The sequence below is a fragment of the Aquiflexum sp. TKW24L genome (assembly GCF_023502205.1).
GTDB lineage: Bacteria > Bacteroidota > Bacteroidia > Cytophagales > Cyclobacteriaceae > Cognataquiflexum.
This window is the reverse complement of record NZ_JAMFLG010000015.1, coordinates 1-17,952: the sequence shown is the minus strand read 5'-3', so window position 1 is coordinate 17,952 and position 17,952 is coordinate 1. Positions and strand designations below refer to the sequence as shown.

Here is a 17,952-nt window from a genome sequence, read left to right as displayed (position 1 = left end):
GCCATTTCCACAAAACATGACTTTAATCATGTTTAAACCTACCTTTTGTCACCCAATGAAATCGACCCTTACTATAGATTTGTAGCTATGTATTCAAATGTTATGGTAGCTAAAGTTGACATTTCGGTAAATTTTGCGGTTCCAGAGGAAATAATCAAGACGCATTATTGTGACAGGTTACCAACGGGTTTTCCTGCCAACCTTACAAATGGAGGGAAGAGTTTGATGTGCAATCCGGAGCAGTCAGCCGCATTATTAACTGCCCACCTACCCGAAGTTCTTGATTGGCTACATGGATTGGAAAAACCGAGGCCAATGGAAAATGAACCCTGCGCTACACCGGTCTTATTGTTTGATAGAGAAATGTCAACCGAGAAACTGCTTTTCCATTATGACGGCACGCCTGCTTCAGCCCGATTAATCAGGAATTTCATTGAGCTTTTTCAGGATATCATCAAAAATAGCAAGGCAACCATCATTTCACCCAGCTTTATTCCCAAGTCAAAAATGAAAGAAGAACAGGAACTCGTCCAATTGGTGACTAGTTCGACTGCCGAAACTTCGTTTATCAAATTTAATTTTAATAGGATCGGAGACTTTTGGTCCTATGCAGTCAAGCACGAATGTACACTTCTTGTGACTACGAAAAATTACCAGGCAGACTTAGCAAAGGTCCTTTTCCATTTTTACAAAGGAGGCATGTGGTATGATCGACTGTCGTTTTATTTAGCCTTTTAAATCGTTAAATTAGATGATTATTATCTTGTTTTTAAGGGGTTTATCTAGCTAAATTGTACCAAATGTCAAATCAGATTAAAACATCCATCAGTCGGGAAATTTCCATCTGCTACCACTGCGGAGAAGAATGCAAAGATGAGATTCTCCATATCGGAGAAAAGAATTTTTGCTGCACTGGCTGTAAACTGGTATTTGAAGTCCTGAGCGAAAGTAACCTTTGTACTTATTATGAAATAGCCGACAAGCCAGGGTTGAGCCAAAGATCGGTTTCTGGTAGGGAAAACCGTTTTGATTACCTAAATGACATGGACATTGTCAGGAAGCTGGTCGATTTCCAAAACAATGAGGAAACCCATATCACTTTTTCTATTCCCTTGATCCACTGTGCTTCTTGCATTTGGCTTCTTGAAAATCTCCATAAACTTCACTCAGGCATTATTTCTGGTAGGGTAGACTTCCTCAAAAAGAAAGTTCAGGTCAAATACCTGCAGGACAAAATCAACCTCAAAGAATTGGTCAGGCTCCTTTCCAGAATCGGATATGAACCTACGATCAACCTAGCAGATGTTGACAAAAAGATAGTACCTGTCACTGATAAAAAATTGATTTACAAACTTGCAGTAGCAGGATTTTGCTTTGGCAATATGATGCTCTTCAGTTTGCCCGAGTATTTTGCGGAAGCTGAACTCCTTGGGGCAGGTTTCAAAAAGACTTTCAATTACCTCAATGTCATGCTTTCCTTGCCGGTATTTTTTTACGCCGCCACAGATTATTATCGCTCAGCATGGCTTTCGATCCGCAACAAGGCTGTCAATATGGATGTGCCTATCGCCATCGGGATTGTCACCTTATTTACCTATAGCTTATTCGATATTTTTATTTTGGAAAATGAAGGCTACATGGACACCTTGGGAGGTTTGCTTTTCTTTCTTTTGATCGGTAAATATTACCAACAGAAAACTTACGATACGCTTTCCTTCGACAGGGATTACAAATCTTATTTTCCTGTTGCAGTCACCAAATTGGTAAGGGATGAGGAAGAAGTCATTCCTCTGATCAAGTTGAATGTCGGCGACATTATCAAAGTCAGAAATGAGGAATTGATTCCGGCAGACAGCATATTGATAGAAGGAGAAGCTTTTGTCGATTATAGTTTTGTCACGGGAGAGGAAGTTCCTGTGGCCAAAAGAAAAGGGGAACTGATCTATGCAGGTGGGCGACAGAAGGGGAAAGCATTGATCTTGACTGTCCAAAAATCCCCTTCTCAGGGATACTTGACAGATTTGTGGAATAACGACTCTTTCGAAAAAGAAAAAGTAAACAGTCTTGAATCTTTGGCAAACAGGATTTCTGCAAAGTTCACCTTTACAGTATTGGCTATAGCACTTGGCGCTTTGTTGTTTTGGGGATTCTCAGGACAGCTTTCCATGGGTGTATTGGCATTTACTTCGGTATTGATCATTACATGCCCATGTGCGTTGGCCATGTCGACTCCTTTTACTCTTGGCAATACGCTACGGGTGTTTGGCCAAGGAAAATTCTTTCTCAAAAATTCTCATGTCATCGAGAAGCTAGCCAAAGTCGATACAGTGGTTTTTGATAAAACAGGAACCTTGACTTCTACAGCGGAAGCATCAGTGAAATATTTCGGAGAGCCTCTTTCCGCAGAATCAAAATCCATCATCAAATCCTTGGTAAGTCAATCTACTCATGCACTCAGCAACCGAGTCAATTCCTGGCTAGATGGTGTCAAAGGAATCAAACTAGAAGAAGTGGAGGAGATCTCTGGAAAAGGCCTTAGGACGATTTACAAATCACAAGAAATAAGATTGGGTTCAGCGGATTTTGTGGGAGCAAAGAAAGAAGGATTGCAGGAAGGTGGGAACCATGTATTTTTGGCTGTTGAGGGTACCTTATTGGGATATTTTTTCATCCAAAGCGGGCTTCGCAAAGGAATTGAAAATGTGGTTGCTGCTATCAAGGAAAAGATACCTGTTCATTTTCTTTCAGGAGATCAAGACCATGAGCGGGTAAATCTGACCAAGGTTTTTGGAAATCATATTCTGATGAATTTCAATCAAGGTCCAAGCGACAAGCTCGCCTATATCAAAAACCTAAACGATAACGGTGCCCATACCCTCATGATCGGAGATGGTCTCAATGATGCTGGAGCTCTGCGGGAAAGTCAGGTCGGGATTGCCTTGACTGATAAAATTACCAATTTCTCACCTGCCTCTGATGCGATCATGGATGCGTCGATGATCCAGAAGCTTCCTGCTTTTTTGGATTTTACAAAAACCAGCAGAAAAATAATCAAAGCCAGTTTTGGGTTGAGTTTTACCTACAATATAGTCGGGGTGTATTTCGCAGTACAGGGCTTGGTAAGTCCGGTATTCTGCGCCATCCTGATGCCGATTAGCAGTATTTCAGTTGTGGTGTTTACCACGCTGACCACCAATTACCTTGCATATAAAAGAGGCTTAAAAGACAAAATCTGGTAACCATGGAAGTCATATTTCTATTGATCGCAATCAGTCTCATTCTCGCTGGATCTTTTCTTTTCCTGTTTTTCAGGGCCATGAAAGGAGGGCAGTTTGATGACAGCCATACACCGGCCATCCGGATCCTATTTGAAAATGAACCAAAAATTAAAGATAAAAAAGAACAATCAACATCAATAAAATCTAAGTAAGTATGTCAGGAACAACACTTGAACAGTTCAGTTACGACAACAAGATCGTAAAGTACTTCGGCGTCGCCACCATAGCATGGGGACTCATCGGAATGCTGGTCGGAGTCTTAGCAGCTACCCAGCTGTTTTTGCCCGAGGCCAATTTGGGAAATCCCTACACCACCTTTGGCAGAATCAGACCGCTTCATACCAATGCAGTGATTTTTGCCTTTGTGGGCAATGCGATTTTCGCAGGGATTTATTACTCTATGCCAAGACTATTGAAAACACCCATGTGGAGCAAAGCCCTTAGTTGGTTCCACTTTTGGGGTTGGCAATTGATCATCGTTTTGGCGGTCATCACCCTTCCATTGGGCTTGACTTCCTCTAAGGAATATGCAGAGTTGGAATGGCCGATTGATATTTTGATAGCTGTTGTTTGGGTAGCATTTGGAGCCAATATGATTGGCGCCTTGATCAAAAGAAGAGAAAAGCATATGTATGTTGCCATTTGGTTCTATATGGCATCTTTCGTGACCGTTGCTGTTCTTCATATCTTCAATTCTCTCGCCTTACCGGTTTCGTTATTTAAAAGCTACTCGGCTTATGCAGGTGTTCAGGATGCTTTGGTTCAGTGGTGGTACGGTCACAATGCCGTTGCATTCTTCCTTACCACACCCTTCTTGGGATTGATGTATTACTATTTGCCTAAAGCCGCCAATAGGCCGGTTTATTCTTACAAGCTTTCTATTGTTCACTTTTGGTCCTTGATTTTCTTATACATCTGGGCTGGACCTCACCATTTGTTATATACCGCTTTGCCTGAATGGGCTCAGGTATTAGGTACGGTTTTCTCCATCATGTTGCTTGCCCCTTCATGGGGAGGTATGGTCAATGGTCTTTTGACGCTGAGAGGTGCTTGGGATAAAGTAAGGGTTGACCCGGTCTTGAAATTCATGGTCGTTGCTGTGACGGCTTACGGTATGTCCACTTTCGAAGGGCCTTTGCTTTCATTGAAAAATGTAAATGCCATAGCCCACTACACTGACTGGATTGTCGCACACGTACACATCGGAGGTCTGGGTTGGAACGGCTTCTTTACTTTTGCTATGCTCTATTGGTTATGGCCAAAAATGTGGAAGACTAACCTTTACTCAACAAAACTTGCTACAACCCACTTCTGGTTGGGGACGATAGGTATTATTTTTTATGCATTGCCAATGTATGTTGCGGCTTTGACCCAGTCATTGATGTGGAAAGAATTTACCGAGGCTGGAAGGTTAGCTTATCCAAACTTCCTAGAGACGGTCATCCAGATCAAGCCAATGTATATGTTAAGGGCTTTTGGGGGATTATTGTATCTATCAGGAGCATTCTTGTTGGTGTACAATATGATCAAAACGGCACAACAAGGTACATTCATGGCATACGAAGCTGATGAGGCTCCTGCTTTGAAACCTCATGTGCCTGTAGAAGGTGAATTCTGGCACAGGGCATGGGAGAGGAAACCCGTGTTCTTCACTGTATTAGCTACCATAGCCATATTGATTGGTGGAGCGATTGAAATTATTCCGACCATTTTGGTAAAATCAAATGTGCCTACTATCTCAAGTGTCACGCCTTATACTCCGCTTGAACTTCAGGGAAGAGACCTCTATATCTCTCATGGCTGTGTGGGATGTCACTCACAGATGATCCGGCCATTCCGATCAGAGACTGAGCGTTATGGGGAATATTCCAAAGCAGGTGAATTTGTTTATGATAGGCCGTTCCTTTGGGGCTCCAAGCGTACAGGTCCCGATTTGCATAGAGAAGGAGGCAAATATCCAGATAGCTGGCATTATCACCACATGGTAGACCCTACCTCGATGTCACCGGGATCGCTGATGCCGCCTTATCCATGGTTGGCTACCAATATCATGGACCATGCTGATGTTCCGGCAAAAATCAGAACCTTACAAAAATTAGGGGTTCCCTATTCCGAAGGATACGATCAGCAAGCCAATGCAGACCTGACTTTGCAAGCTAATAAGATAGCTGCCAACTTAAAGACAGCGGGCGTAGAGGTTATGCCTGAATCTGAAATGGTGGCCTTGATCGCTTATTTACAGCGCCTTGGCACTGATATCAAAAAAACTACAGCTTCAAATCCATAAATTTTAGAACTTATGAAAAAAGAATTATTAAGTTCAATTGAGAACATAGAAATCTACCCCATCATCTCTTTATTGATCTTCGTGACCTTCTTTATCGGGATGTTTATTTGGGTGATCAATGTTGACAAAAAATATGTTGACCACATGAAAGAGATGCCATTCAATGATGAACCACAAAATATAGACGGTTATGAAAAAGTTTAAATCCTCATTACTTCTATTGCTTGGGATGTTTTCAGCACTTCCCACTTTCGCCCAAGCGAGCGAATCGTCATGGTTTGCCAATCTTCAAAGCATGGACAGCACCCAGCTTACCCTTTTGGTAATCCTCGGAATAGTGCTTAGTGTAATTGTATTGTTGCTGGTCTTATTGATTTACCTGATGACATTCATGTCTGCGGTATTTAGAAAAGAAAACCCCGAAATAGCAAGTCAGCCTTCATGGTGGGATGAATTCAAGCTCAAATACATCACCGGAAAAATGAGGCCGGTTGGAGGTAAAGAAGAAAAAGCCCTCATGATGGACCATAGTTATGATGGAATTGTAGAACTGGATAACAAAATGCCACCTTGGTTGGCAAATGTTTTCTTTTTGACCATAGGCTTTGCTGTGATTTATTTCACTTACTATACTGTTCTCGGATTGGGCCAAACCCAACTGGAAGAATATGCTGAGGAACACAGGATTGCTGCTATCCAGATAGAGCAATATAAAGCACTTGCTGTGAGCAGCATTGATGAAACTTCGGTTGTATTCGACGAATCCCCTGTAGCCATTGCGGCAGGTCAGAGCATCTACAGTGCCAACTGCGTCGCATGTCACGCACAAGATGGCGGTGGTGGCGTAGGATCAAACCTTACAGATGAATACTGGAAGCACGGTGGATCTATCAATGACATCTTCAAAGTAATCAAATATGGTGTGCCCGAAAAAGGCATGATACCATGGCAAGACCAGTTGAGTCCTGAACAAATGCAGCAAGTATCCAGCTTTGTCAAGACGCTGCAGGGAACTACTCCGGCCAATCCAAAGGAAGCGGAAGGAGATAGGTATGTGCCTGCAGGGCCAGCAGAAACAGCTAAACCTGATTCAGTAGCTGTTCCTGTAAAAGTAGAGGCAGTAGCTGAAGCAAAATAAAAATTTCCCCTGAGAGGATATTCTTCTCAGGGGTTAAAATTACCTAAGCAAAACAAGGGTAATTTTATTTTCAATTCAAAGAGTTATGAGTAAGATTAATCCAAATTTAGATCCAGAACATTTTAGAGATTCTTTGGGCACTGTCAGTTCAGAAGGAAAACGAAACTGGATTTATCCAAAAAAAGTATCAGGTAAATTTTACAGGTGGAGGACTTATCTTTCATGGGTTCTATTGGCAATTTTATTTGTAGGTCCTTTTATTAAAGTTGGAGGAAGGCCTTACATGCTTTTTAACATCTTCGAAAGAAAGTTTATCATCTTTGGTGCTGCATTTTGGCCACAGGATACGCATTTACTTATTTTCTTGTTACTGATATTCTTTGTCTTCATCATACTCTTCACGGCTGTATTCGGTAGAATTTTTTGTGGATGGGCATGTCCTCAGACTTTATTTTTGGAAATGGTTTTTCGAAAAATTGAATATGCCATAGAAGGTGATGCCAATCAGCAAAGGAAGCTCAATGATATGCCTTGGACTGGAGAGAAAATTTGGAAGAAAAGTTTAAAGATGATCATTTTCGTTGTGATCTCTCTTTTGATTTCACATTTGGTGATGGCCTACCTGATAGGGGTGGACCAAGTAATGGAGATTGTCAGTCAGCCACCCTCAGCGCACATGTCCGGTTTTATTGGGTTAATGGCATTTACAGGAGTATTCTTGTTTGTGTTTGCTTGGTTTCGGGAGCAAGCCTGTATTGTGGTATGCCCTTATGGCAGGTTGCAGGGTGTGTTACTGGATGCTAATTCGATCAATGTCACTTATGACCATGTCAGGGGCGAACCAAGAGGAATGATCCGAAAAAATAAAATAGAAGAACCGCCAAAAGGAGACTGTATAGATTGTGGACTATGTGTTCAGGTTTGCCCTACCGGGATTGATATTCGTAATGGTGTGCAGATGGAATGTGTCAATTGTACCGCCTGCATAGACGTCTGTGATGAAGTGATGGTCAAAGTAAATAGACCCGAAGGGTTGATCCGATATGCTTCTGACAATAGCGTCATGCACCGCACCCAAAAGCTGATTACCCCGCGGGTTAAGGCTTATTCAGCGATGTTAGTCGTTCTGATAGGTGCATTTATCGCATTGATAGCAACAAGGGAAGATTTGGCTGCTACGGTTACGAGATTTAGAGGAATGACTTATCAAGCTAGGGATACCGGTCAGATAAGTAATCTTTACGAAGTTAGCTTCATCAATAAAACATTTGATGCACAGCAAGTGGCCTTGGTGTCAGAAAATGAAAAATATACTGTGGAAGTGGTGGGTGATCAGAATTGGACCTTAAATGGTCAGGCAAAATTTGATGGCAGGTTCTTTTTGGTAAAAGACCAAAAGGACATGCTAGTCAATCAGGAAGATGTTACTTTGCTGCTGATGCAAAACGGGGAAGTCATCGATCGGATCAGTACAAGCTTTGTCGGGCCGGTTTTCAGTAGTCAGTGATCAGTTTGCAGTAATCAGTGATCAGTTTGCAGTAATCAGTGATCAGTTTAGTGTTCAGTTGTCAGTTAAACAGTTAACCAAATAACCATTAACCAATTAACCAAATAATCAATTAATCAAATAACCAAAAAAATGGACTGGGGAAAAGGAATAGTAATCACATTAATAGTCTTCATCAGCTTGATGGTGGGTTTGGTGACGATCTGCGTGAAGCAGGATGACCTTCATCTTGTCACCCAAAATTATTACGAAGAGGAAATCAAATACCAGGAGCAGATAGAAAAGATGATCAATGCCAATTCGCTTGATTACAAAGTATTAGTCTATGACACCCAACTCAAAAAAGTGGATCTGCACCTTCCTGTCGGTTCCAAAGGCACCATGCATCTTTTCAGACCTTCAGACGCAAGGTTGGATCAAAAAATTGACTTTGATGTTTCATCAACAAATTCAAATGCTTTTGATTTGAAAAGCCTGAAAGCTGGTTATTGGAAATTAAAACTCACTTGGTCAGAAAATGGAGTGGATTATTTTCACGAAGAAAAAATCAATATTTAAATGATCTGGACAGCGTTTTTATTGGGATTTTTGGGTTCTTTTCACTGCCTAGGCATGTGTGGACCCATTGCTTTGGCGGTATCCGCCAAAGACAATTCCCGATTTCTCCGCAATAAAATCATTTATAATTTAGGCCGTACAGTCACTTATTCCATGTTAGGTGCCTTGATAGGTTTAGTGGGTTTTTCACTCGCTTTGGCTGGCATACAGCAATGGATTTCCATTGTGATGGGTGCACTTATTTTGCTGATGGCATTTTTTTATAAAAGCTCCGAAAGGCTCATTACCCAATCCGGATTATACGGTGGGGTAAATAAATTGAAATCCACATTAGGATATTTTCTTAAAAAAGGAGGAACACCCGCTTTTTTTGCATCAGGATTGTTGAACGGATTGTTGCCTTGTGGGATGGTCTACATTGCCTTGATTGCTTCACTTGCGCTTCAGAGTCCGATTGAAGGTGCGATGTACATGTTCTTTTTTGGATTGGGAACTACTCCGATGTTAGTAATGGTCATGATTTCGGGTAAGATTCTTTCCCTTTCTATCCGAACCAAATTGACCAATGCGTTGCCTTATTTTGCGATGTTCATCGGGATATTGTTTATTGTAAGAGGACTAGGACTGGGAATCCATTACATCAGTCCCAAACTTCCGGTATATGGTGAAGGAAACCTGACCACCGAAATCACTGTCTGTGATTGATTTTTTTCCCTTAGATAGTTGGGCTCTTATTTGACCACATTACCTTTTTTTGGATTCAAAAATTTATCCTAAGACTTCCTACGATGGCATTTTGGTGCCTTTAGGCAAAATAAAAGCCGATCTGAATTTCAGACCGGCTTTGGCAATCAAATCGACATTTAACCTTACTCTACTTTTATCTCAAAATAGTATTCCTGACCATTCGGGTATAAACCTAGGATCACAATTTCCTCTCCGATATTGTCTTTCAAGACTTCAACTAATTGGTCGGAACTAGAAATTTTGTACCTGCCCCCTGAACCAATCACCGAGGTGATAATGAAGCCTGCTTTGGCGCCTGACTCTTTCCAAGTTTCGTCATTTACTGAAACTATACCTGCTCCACCCTCAATCTTGAGCCTTTGTTTCATTTCCGATTTTACATCTTCAAAGACGACTCCATTAAAGCTTACGATTTTTGGAGGGACAACTTTTACAATGTTGGTGTCTCCCGAAAGGTTTTTCAACGTAGCTGTAGCTTTCGCTTCTTTACCTTTTCTCAGGTATTTGACCTCTACTTTGTCTCCTGGGCGCTTTCTTGCAACCATTTCCTGTAGTTTGGCTACATTATTCGTCTCTACCCCATCGATGCCTATGATGACATCCCCAGTTTTTAATCCAGCTTCTTCACCACCGCTTCCTGCATTGACACCTGCTACATATACACCCCTAGAAGTGAATAATTTCTCAGAAATCCTATCCTCTAGTTCAGGCGAAACATCCTGAATACTCACACCTAATAAGCCTCTTTGTACCGCGCCATATTCCAAAAGGTCATCCATTACTTTTTTGACGATAGAACTTGGAACTGCGAAGGCATATCCTGTAAACGTTCCTGACCTATTATCAGAGGCAATGGCTGTATTTATTCCGATCAATTCCCCTGCTAAATTCACTAAAGCTCCTCCTGAATTGCCACGATTGACTACCGCATCAGTCTGAAGGAATGACTCAATTTGAAGGTTGTTTTCCAAGTTTCTTAATATGCCAATATTTCTCGCTTTGGCACTGATGATACCTGCAGTTACTGTGGAGGTCAAGTCAAAAGGATTTCCTACTGCCAAGACCCATTCACCTACTCTCATCTTGTCAGAATCTCCAAACTTCACAAAACGCAAACCTTTTGCCTCTATTTTTAATAAGGCTAAATCCGTAGTAGGGTCTGTTCCGATCACCCGTGCAGTATATCTTGTATTGTCTTCCAAGGAAATATCAACTTTTGTGGCATTTTCGATCACGTGGTTATTGGTCACGATATAGCCGTCTTCGGATATGATTACGCCCGAACCGGAGCTCATCGCTTCTCTTGGCTGCATTTCTCTTTCAGGATTTCTGAATCCAAAGAACTCCTCAAAGGGATCACTTCCCCTTTGGCTTTGAGTAATAGACACGCTGCTTTTCACGTGGACCACTGCCGGGGTAACTGCTGCTGCCGAGGCGACAAAATTGATCCCGTCAGGAACATTGAATTTTTCATCAGATAACATATTGACCAAACTGGTATTCTGTTTGTCTGTGAAATTGGAGACTGAATTTGGTCTGAATAGGTAGCTTGCCCCTGCAAGGGCAATCACTCCACCGATGAGGGAAGCCAAGATAATTCCCAGGAAAAACTGCTTTTTATTCATTTTTATACTGTTTAAGTTCTGATTTGTACACGAAATTTACATTGTCCTGTTATCAAATACCAAGCTTATTTTTTGAATTCAATTAAGTAATTAACAAGGATTAACAGAATGCTGTAAAAATGGAAGTCTTCCACATCAGTACAACAAAAAAATAGGAAGTGGGTTTCCCCACTTGCCTTATTTTACTTCAATTTTTGCTTTATTGACTTTTTTCTCAGCTTTGGGCAAATTAATTTTGAGTAGTCCGTCTTCATAAACAGCCTCTATGCTGTCAGAATTGACATCTTCCGGCAAATAAAATGACCTGCTGAATGAACCGAAGTGTGTTTCGAGGGAATGGTAATTTTTTCCTTCTTTCTTTTCTTCAAATTTCCTTTCACCTGAGATAGTAAGCCGTCCTTCTGTCAAGTCAAGGTTGAAGTCAGATTTTTTCATTCCTGGAACAGAAACATGCAATTCATATTTGCTTTCATCCTCTACAATATCCACTGCTGGAGTGAATTGCTTGAGGTTTTGGCCAATGGAGTCGTTGAAGAATCTATCCAAAAGCGTGCTGAATGTAGCCGGATAAGCCGGATCAAGTTGGTTGTGTTTTACAAGTTTCATAGTAGTGAAGTTTAAGTTAAATTCGTAATCTTCTACAACATCATCCTAATTAAATTTTGTACCAATTGATAATTCAAGCCATTTTGACGCTTAATTTCCTTATTCCCCTTTTTATTCAGTCATTATGACGTGATTTGTTAAATTAAGGTGTTTCTTGCTTTTGGTGGAATACCTTAAAATTTAAATATGGATGGGCGATAACATTTTGGCTGAAATGCCTAATCTCCTTACATTTAGAATGAAAAAATTGCACCCATGAACAACAGTAGAATTATTTTTCTTCTTCTTTTTTCCTTTTTAGTCTGCTTTTCAGGCAAAGCGCAGGATATTCCTGTGATAGGTTCTATAGACAGTTTGATGCAGCTGGACGTGGAAGAGCAATTGAAAGAGCCTGTTACAGAGACGAGGCCTTCTTTGGAAGGAAGTATCAAAAAGGTGCAAGCTTATACCATTGCACTCAACAGCATGAATCAGGTATTGAAAAAAGGACTTGATACTGTTCAAATCATGCAGGTGATACCTGATGCTCAAAGAATTTTGAATAGAATTACGGAAACACTTTCTCCGGCGAATACTATAATCAACCTCCGGTACCTTACCGCCTTGGAAAATGTCTTGGCTTATACCGATAGGAGAATTAAGGATGTGGATCTTCTGATTTATACCAGAATCGATGAATTGGTGGTTCTCAAAGAAAAAATGGACAGTATTCAAAATGATGATTTATTGAAATATAGCTTCAGAGATACCACCATGCTGGTTGAATACCAGGTTTCCATTAAATCTTTGAAGTCAAAAGTCCATGACACCGATAGCGCACTCAACACCCAAAGAATATTGACCGCAGTCTTTCAAACAAGGGTCTCCACTATTTTGAATGACATTGATTTGAGGGTGGAGGATTTGAGACAAGCCCGCATCCAATTGGAGCGAACGCTATTTGATAAAGAAAACAATTTTATTTGGGAACCAAAGGATTTCCCAAATGCCAATCGCTTATTGGATGTTTTTAATGAGGCTCTTCGGATCAACTGGTGGTTTATAGGAAATTATCTGGCGAGAAATATTCCCAGGACTTTTTTCCTAATAGGACTGGTTTTTTTGCTTCACTATTATATCCGCCAAAACATAAAAAAAATCCGTGTAGAAAAAGAATTTGCAGCGATTATTTTTGGCCGATTAAAATACCTTCACCGGCATCCTTTTCTCTCGTCTTTGGTGGTAATAATCGCCCTTTCCCCATTTTTCTATCCCTATCCGCCAGCTGTTTTTTTGTCGCTGCTTCTATTTATTCTGGTCACCATCTCCACGATTCTCATTAAAAATCGGCTTTCCTCAAAAGCCTTTAGGCTTTGGATGGTGGTTTATTTCCTTTTTTTCATCAGTGTTTTAAGCAACCTTTATTGGCAAGTGGCCTTTCAGGAAAGATGGCATTTATTGGTATTTAATATTCTTGGGATTTTCTTGGGATGGAAAATTATCAAACTACAAGAACAAAAAGAGGAAAATATTCCGCCATATCTCAATAAGATGGTGGCCATTTATATGATTTTTGAAGCTGTTTCATTCGTGGCAAACATATTTGGAAGATTCAGTTTGTCAAAAATGATCGGAATTGTTGGATCTATCAGTTTGCTTCATGCCGTGAGCTTGATAATTTTTGTGATCATTCTCAAAGAAATCATTTATATCCAGATTGAGGTCAGCAAAAAGACAGGGGAAGGATTTACATCTGTAGTGGCATTTTATGATATCCAAAAAAGGGTTAACAAGTTTTTTACTTACCTCGCCATCCTGATATGGGGGTATTTCTTCCTGGAAAGCCTGCATCTGAGAGATTCATTTCTTGAATCACTATTTTACTTTTTGGACAAACCAAGACAAATTTTGAATGCATCGTTTAACTATTCGCAGATCGCAGTGTTTATTCTGATCATTTACCTGTCCTCTTTTTTGGCGAATACCATCGGATATATTGCTTCTCTCAAAGATGAACAACAAGGTGCCGAGAGAAGCAAACGGTTAGGTTCGTCCATTCTCCTGATTAGGTTGACTATCTTTACTTTGGGTTTTTTAATGGCGATAGCGGCCTCAGGTATTCCTGTAGATAAAATCACCATTATCCTCGGTGCTCTCTCTGTAGGTATTGGTTTTGGTTTGCAGACTATCGTCAATAACCTCGTCTCCGGGATTATTCTTGCATTTGAAAGACCCATTCAGATCGGCGATACCATTCAGGTAGGCACTGTCGAAGGTGTGGTAAAAGATATCGGGATAAGGGCCAGTAAAATTAAAAACTGGGATGGCGCTGAAGTGATAATTCCAAATGGTGACCTTTTGGCTCATCACCTGACCAATTGGACACTTTCTGATAAGACAAGAAGGGTAGAACTCCTTATTGGTATTGCTTATGATTCTGACATGGATTTGGTGACGGAATTGATCAGGGAGCAATTGGCAGCAGATGAAATCTTAAACTTGCCTGCGCCAAAGGTTTTCTTGCAAACTTTTGGGGACAACTCGGTCAATTTCAGGGTGCTTTTTTGGGTCAATGATGTAGATATTTGGATAACAATCCGGGATCAGGTCATGCGTGGAATTTTCAAATCTTTCAAGGAAAATGGCATTGAAATTCCTTTTCCACAGAGAGATTTACATATCAAGAATTTTCCGGGACTAATCGATGAAAAAATCAAAAAACCTGGGGAAATCAGTCCGGAAGAAAAGCCAAAAGCGAAACCTGCTGCTGATCCAGACTCAAAATAGGCGATTCGCCTATTTTGACCTCTGCCTGATGGCTTCATAAATCACCACGCCGGCTGATACTGAGACGTTGAGACTTCCTATATTGCCTGACATGGGGATCTTGACAAATTCATCGCTCAGTCCAGTAAGCTCGGGAGAAATTCCATCTTCTTCAGATCCTAAAATCAAAGCAGTAGGAATCGAAAAATCAGCTTCATACATCAACCTTTCCGTTTTCTCACTGACAGAAATGACATGGAGACCCATTTTTTTAAGGTCTTTGACGGTATAATATAGGTTTTTGACCCTGCAAATAGGAAGGTGGTTCAATGCTCCGGCGGAAGTTTTGACAGCATCGGAGTTGATTTGGGCGGCGCCTTTTTCAGGAATCACGATGGCATGTACGCCGGCACAATCAGCAGTCCGGGCAATAGCACCAAAATTTCGCACATCCGTTATTCTATCTAATACCAAAATCAACGGAGCAATTCCTTTTGAAAAACATTCTTCAATCACATTGTCCAAAGAAGCATATTCAATGGAAGACATGTGGGCTACAACACCCTGATGGTTTTTTCTGGTGATCCTGTTCAGCTTGGCGTCAGGGACACGGACAACCGGGATTTTCTCGTCCTTTGCCAGCTTTAGGAGTTCCTTGACAAGTTCATTGTTGACTTCTTTGTCAATCAAAATCTTATCAATTTCCTTATGGGCAACGATTGCTTCCATCACCGCCCTTGTACCAAAAATAAAATCCTTTTCCTGCTCGCCTTTGTTGATCAGAAATCCATCTGCGCGTTTCTCCATAATGTAATGCTTTTAAACCATTCGGGCTGTAAGGCCCTTGACCTGTTGAGTGTGTAAAAACTTGGTGTCAGAATATTTTTGACCCGCGCAAAGGTAAAGGTTATTTTTGAAATTGACTCAGGGGTTCCGTAAGACCATGTTTCGCTGTCAAGACGAAAATAAACTTCATTAGGCGGTCCCATTACCACATACACCATTCCACGGTCTGTTTTCCATCCTTCTTTGAAATCTGTAAAGAGGATATTGGCAAATTCAATCTGCTTAAAATATTCGCGGATCAGTTTTTTGGCAGAGACAGTGTCCTTGGTCAGGGTATACCAATATTGGTCCAAAGCGATTTTTTTGTCCGGAGATTCTTTGAGCAATTCATGTTCTCTCCTTGTCGAAATATACGTGACCATATCCACCATTTCATCGTAATCCTTGACCCTTGGGAAAATGTCGTGGACGGTTTTCAACAATACCCCTTGAGTGGAATTGGTGTCGGCCTGAATAAAATAATAACCAATTCCGGGAAATCCTTTCGGGATATTTGCCAAGAAATTGCCCCGATATTCCACCTTAACCTCCCGTGGGACGGGTGCAGGTCTGATTTCCATTGGCGGCATCGGGACATCAAATGTGGTAGGATAAAAGAAAGTATGAAGATTGACAATTCCCCTGCCTTTGAATTCAATCGGTTCATTTTGGATCAAAAAGTTCTGGTCAAATGGAACGTTATCTTCGTAGTAAGTCCCAAAATTGGAATGACCGAAAATGAAAGGACTGATCAAATCTATGTGGTAAAAGTATTCATCTCCTTGACGCGTGTCTACTGCTTTGAGCAAAGCAATGGCCATTTGCTGTCCTTCAGGAATGGTGATTCTTTTTTCGAAGTAATAGTGATAGTCGGTTTCCCGGATCAGGTCTTCCCGGTTCAGCTTGATCATGGTTTGGTCAGTGATGGGTTCTTGGAAACTTGAAACCACGCCATAAGACAGTGTGTAATTGTCAAATTCAATCTCATCCTCAATCTTTTCGACAGGCATCTGAAGGAGGAAAGTCCTATTCGGTTCTTCGATGGGGATGATTTTTAGCGAAAGCCTCGAATACCGTGAATACCTCAAGGCTTGGTTGGTATTTTCGAGAGTTTGTTGGGCGATGGTGAATAATGGAATGAAAAAGAGGAATAATAACAGGCCTGTAATTGGCTTTAATTTGTTGCTGATTTTTTGTCCTATCATCTTGTATTAAAAATTAACCTTATTTTTGCCCAAATTAATCAAAATTTGAATGGCTACCTATACAACGGAAATCGCTTCTGATAAGTTGGTGAGTGACAATCCCATCCATCAGCGTCTGCTCAAAGCATACATTGCCGCCAAACCTTTGGTCGGTGGAAAGCTGCTTGAGGTGGGATGCGGAGAAGGAAGAGGAGTGGAGGTTTTGTTGGAGAATGTAGACAGCTACTTTGGGATCGATAAAATCCAGGAAGTCATAGATATCCTGACTGCGAAGTTTCCTGGTTCCGCGTTCGAACAGGCTGTCATCCCACCATTTTCAAGGTTAAAGGACAATACCTATGATTCCGTGGTCAGCTTTCAGGTCATAGAGCATATTCAGAATGACAGACTTTTTTTGCAGGAAATATACCGGGTGTTAAAGCCCGGAGGCAAAGCAATTATTTCAACTCCAAATATCCGTCATACCCTTTCGCGCAATCCCTGGCATATCAGGGAATACACCGGAACGCAACTGACCGATCTTTGCAAAGGGATTTTTGATAAAGTGGATTCACTGGGAATCGGAGGCAATGAAAAAGTATGGAGCTACCATGAAGCCAACAGGGCCTCAGTCCGTAAAATCATGCGATTTGATATTTTGGATCTGCAATACAGGCTTCCGGCTTTTGTATTGCGATGGCCATATGAAATCCTGAACAGGATGAACCGCAACAAACTCCACCAACAGCAGGGCGCTTCCGTCACCGACATCAGCCACGAAGATTATCTCCTTGTCGATCATCCGGATAAGGGTTTGGATTTGTTTTATGTGTTGTATAAGAAGTAAGCTCAGTTTTCATGTAATTTCGCATAAACCCTTGGTGAAGTTTGTATCTAAACTTGAATAAAAGAAGTAGGTCAAATTTTATTGCAGAAGCCCTCTACAAATTTGTGAATAGCCTGTGAGATGAAAATTTATTTAAATTTTATGTTTAGGGCATACTTTCTTTTTAATGGAAAGACTCAATTAGATCCAATGTATTTGATCTCCTTCCTATCATCAATCTTGATAACACTTGTTTTGGTAAGTGTATTTTCATTATTTCAAATTATAGTGAAGATTCCAAATATTTTCATTTTTGTAGTATTTCCGATAGCAATTTTCCTCGAAAGAGTTAGCGCTAAATATTTTGAAAAAATTTTTGAAAAGCATTTTAAAAGCTATTGTCATCTTGAATTTAAAAGATTTAAAAATATAGCTATTGTCTTATTGTATTTTGGTTGTGCCATAATTATGGCCATCCTTGGAGGAAGTTTGTCAGCCCTTGCTAGATGAGTTTATTTCTACACCATCCAATTTTTTAATTTGCAATTAAAGTCTTTTGAAAATATTGTTATTTCTGACTTTTTTCTAGGCTTCTAATACAATTATCCCAAATCCGTCGATAGATA

General features: G+C 40.7%; 15 protein-coding genes. 11 read left to right on the top strand and 4 right to left on the bottom strand.

Annotated features, from left to right (window positions below):
- Positions 1–102: 102 nt before the first annotated feature.
- From M3O96_RS11465 to M3O96_RS11425, 9 genes are all read left to right on the top strand, one after another.
- The gene (locus M3O96_RS11465; protein ID WP_249720732.1) at positions 103–738 is read left to right on the top strand and encodes a hypothetical protein; all 636 of its coding nucleotides are present in this window, start codon (positions 103–105) and stop codon (positions 736–738) included.
- Between the two features lie 62 nt (positions 739–800).
- Entirely contained in the window at positions 801–3,239 is a 2,439-nt protein-coding gene (locus tag M3O96_RS11460; protein ID WP_249720731.1) for a heavy metal translocating P-type ATPase, read from the top strand.
- A gap of 2 nt (positions 3,240–3,241) precedes the next feature.
- Complete coding sequence (gene ccoS / locus M3O96_RS11455; protein ID WP_249720730.1) at positions 3,242–3,430, top strand: cbb3-type cytochrome oxidase assembly protein CcoS; 189 nt, start codon at positions 3,242–3,244, stop codon at positions 3,428–3,430.
- 2 nt (positions 3,431–3,432) lie between these two features.
- Complete coding sequence (gene ccoN, locus M3O96_RS11450; protein ID WP_249720729.1) at positions 3,433–5,565, top strand: cytochrome-c oxidase, cbb3-type subunit I; 2,133 nt, start codon at positions 3,433–3,435, stop codon at positions 5,563–5,565.
- A 12-nt stretch (positions 5,566–5,577) separates the two neighbouring features.
- Complete coding sequence (locus M3O96_RS11445) at positions 5,578–5,769, top strand: cbb3-type cytochrome c oxidase subunit 3 (RefSeq protein WP_249720728.1); 192 nt, start codon at positions 5,578–5,580, stop codon at positions 5,767–5,769.
- On the top strand, positions 5,756–6,703 hold the full coding sequence (locus M3O96_RS11440) for a cbb3-type cytochrome c oxidase N-terminal domain-containing protein (RefSeq protein ID WP_249720727.1): 948 nt from the start codon (positions 5,756–5,758) through the stop codon (positions 6,701–6,703). Before M3O96_RS11445 ends, M3O96_RS11440 begins: the two co-directional genes overlap by 14 nt.
- 85 nt (positions 6,704–6,788) lie before the next feature.
- Complete coding sequence (ccoG, locus tag M3O96_RS11435; RefSeq protein WP_249720726.1) at positions 6,789–8,210, top strand: cytochrome c oxidase accessory protein CcoG; 1,422 nt, start codon at positions 6,789–6,791, stop codon at positions 8,208–8,210.
- Between the two features lie 132 nt (positions 8,211–8,342).
- The gene (locus tag M3O96_RS11430) at positions 8,343–8,768 is read left to right on the top strand and encodes a FixH family protein (RefSeq protein ID WP_249720725.1); all 426 of its coding nucleotides are present in this window, start codon (positions 8,343–8,345) and stop codon (positions 8,766–8,768) included.
- Positions 8,769–9,473, top strand: coding sequence for a sulfite exporter TauE/SafE family protein (locus M3O96_RS11425; protein ID WP_249720724.1), 705 nt, complete (start codon positions 8,769–8,771; stop codon positions 9,471–9,473).
- Between the two features lie 164 nt (positions 9,474–9,637).
- Here M3O96_RS11425 and M3O96_RS11420 read toward each other — a convergent pair whose 3' ends face one another.
- Both M3O96_RS11420 and M3O96_RS11415 read right to left on the bottom strand, forming a co-directional pair.
- Complete coding sequence (locus M3O96_RS11420) at positions 9,638–11,140, bottom strand: trypsin-like peptidase domain-containing protein (RefSeq protein WP_249720723.1); 1,503 nt, start codon at positions 11,138–11,140, stop codon at positions 9,638–9,640.
- A 177-nt stretch (positions 11,141–11,317) separates the two neighbouring features.
- Entirely contained in the window at positions 11,318–11,746 is a 429-nt protein-coding gene (locus tag M3O96_RS11415) for an Hsp20/alpha crystallin family protein (protein WP_249720722.1), read from the bottom strand.
- Positions 11,747–12,001: 255 nt separating this feature from the next.
- On the opposite strand from M3O96_RS11415, the gene M3O96_RS11410 reads away from it, so the two are divergent.
- The gene (locus M3O96_RS11410) at positions 12,002–14,512 is read left to right on the top strand and encodes a mechanosensitive ion channel family protein (RefSeq protein WP_249720721.1); all 2,511 of its coding nucleotides are present in this window, start codon (positions 12,002–12,004) and stop codon (positions 14,510–14,512) included.
- A 9-nt stretch (positions 14,513–14,521) separates the two neighbouring features.
- Here M3O96_RS11410 and rlmB read toward each other — a convergent pair whose 3' ends face one another.
- Positions 14,522–15,298: a 23S rRNA (guanosine(2251)-2'-O)-methyltransferase RlmB gene (gene rlmB / locus M3O96_RS11405; RefSeq protein WP_249720720.1), complete on the bottom strand. Its 777-nt coding sequence runs from the start codon at positions 15,296–15,298 to the stop codon at positions 14,522–14,524.
- Positions 15,271–16,521 carry a GWxTD domain-containing protein gene (locus M3O96_RS11400; RefSeq protein WP_249720719.1) on the bottom strand — a complete coding sequence of 417 codons (1,251 nt, stop codon included), beginning with the start codon at positions 16,519–16,521 and terminating at the stop codon, positions 15,271–15,273. Before M3O96_RS11400 ends, rlmB begins: the two co-directional genes overlap by 28 nt.
- A gap of 49 nt (positions 16,522–16,570) precedes the next feature.
- On the opposite strand from M3O96_RS11400, the gene M3O96_RS11395 reads away from it, so the two are divergent.
- A complete protein-coding gene (locus M3O96_RS11395; protein ID WP_249720718.1) occupies positions 16,571–17,347 on the top strand; it encodes a class I SAM-dependent methyltransferase in 777 nt (258 codons plus the stop codon).
- The last annotated feature ends 605 nt before the right edge of the window (positions 17,348–17,952 follow it).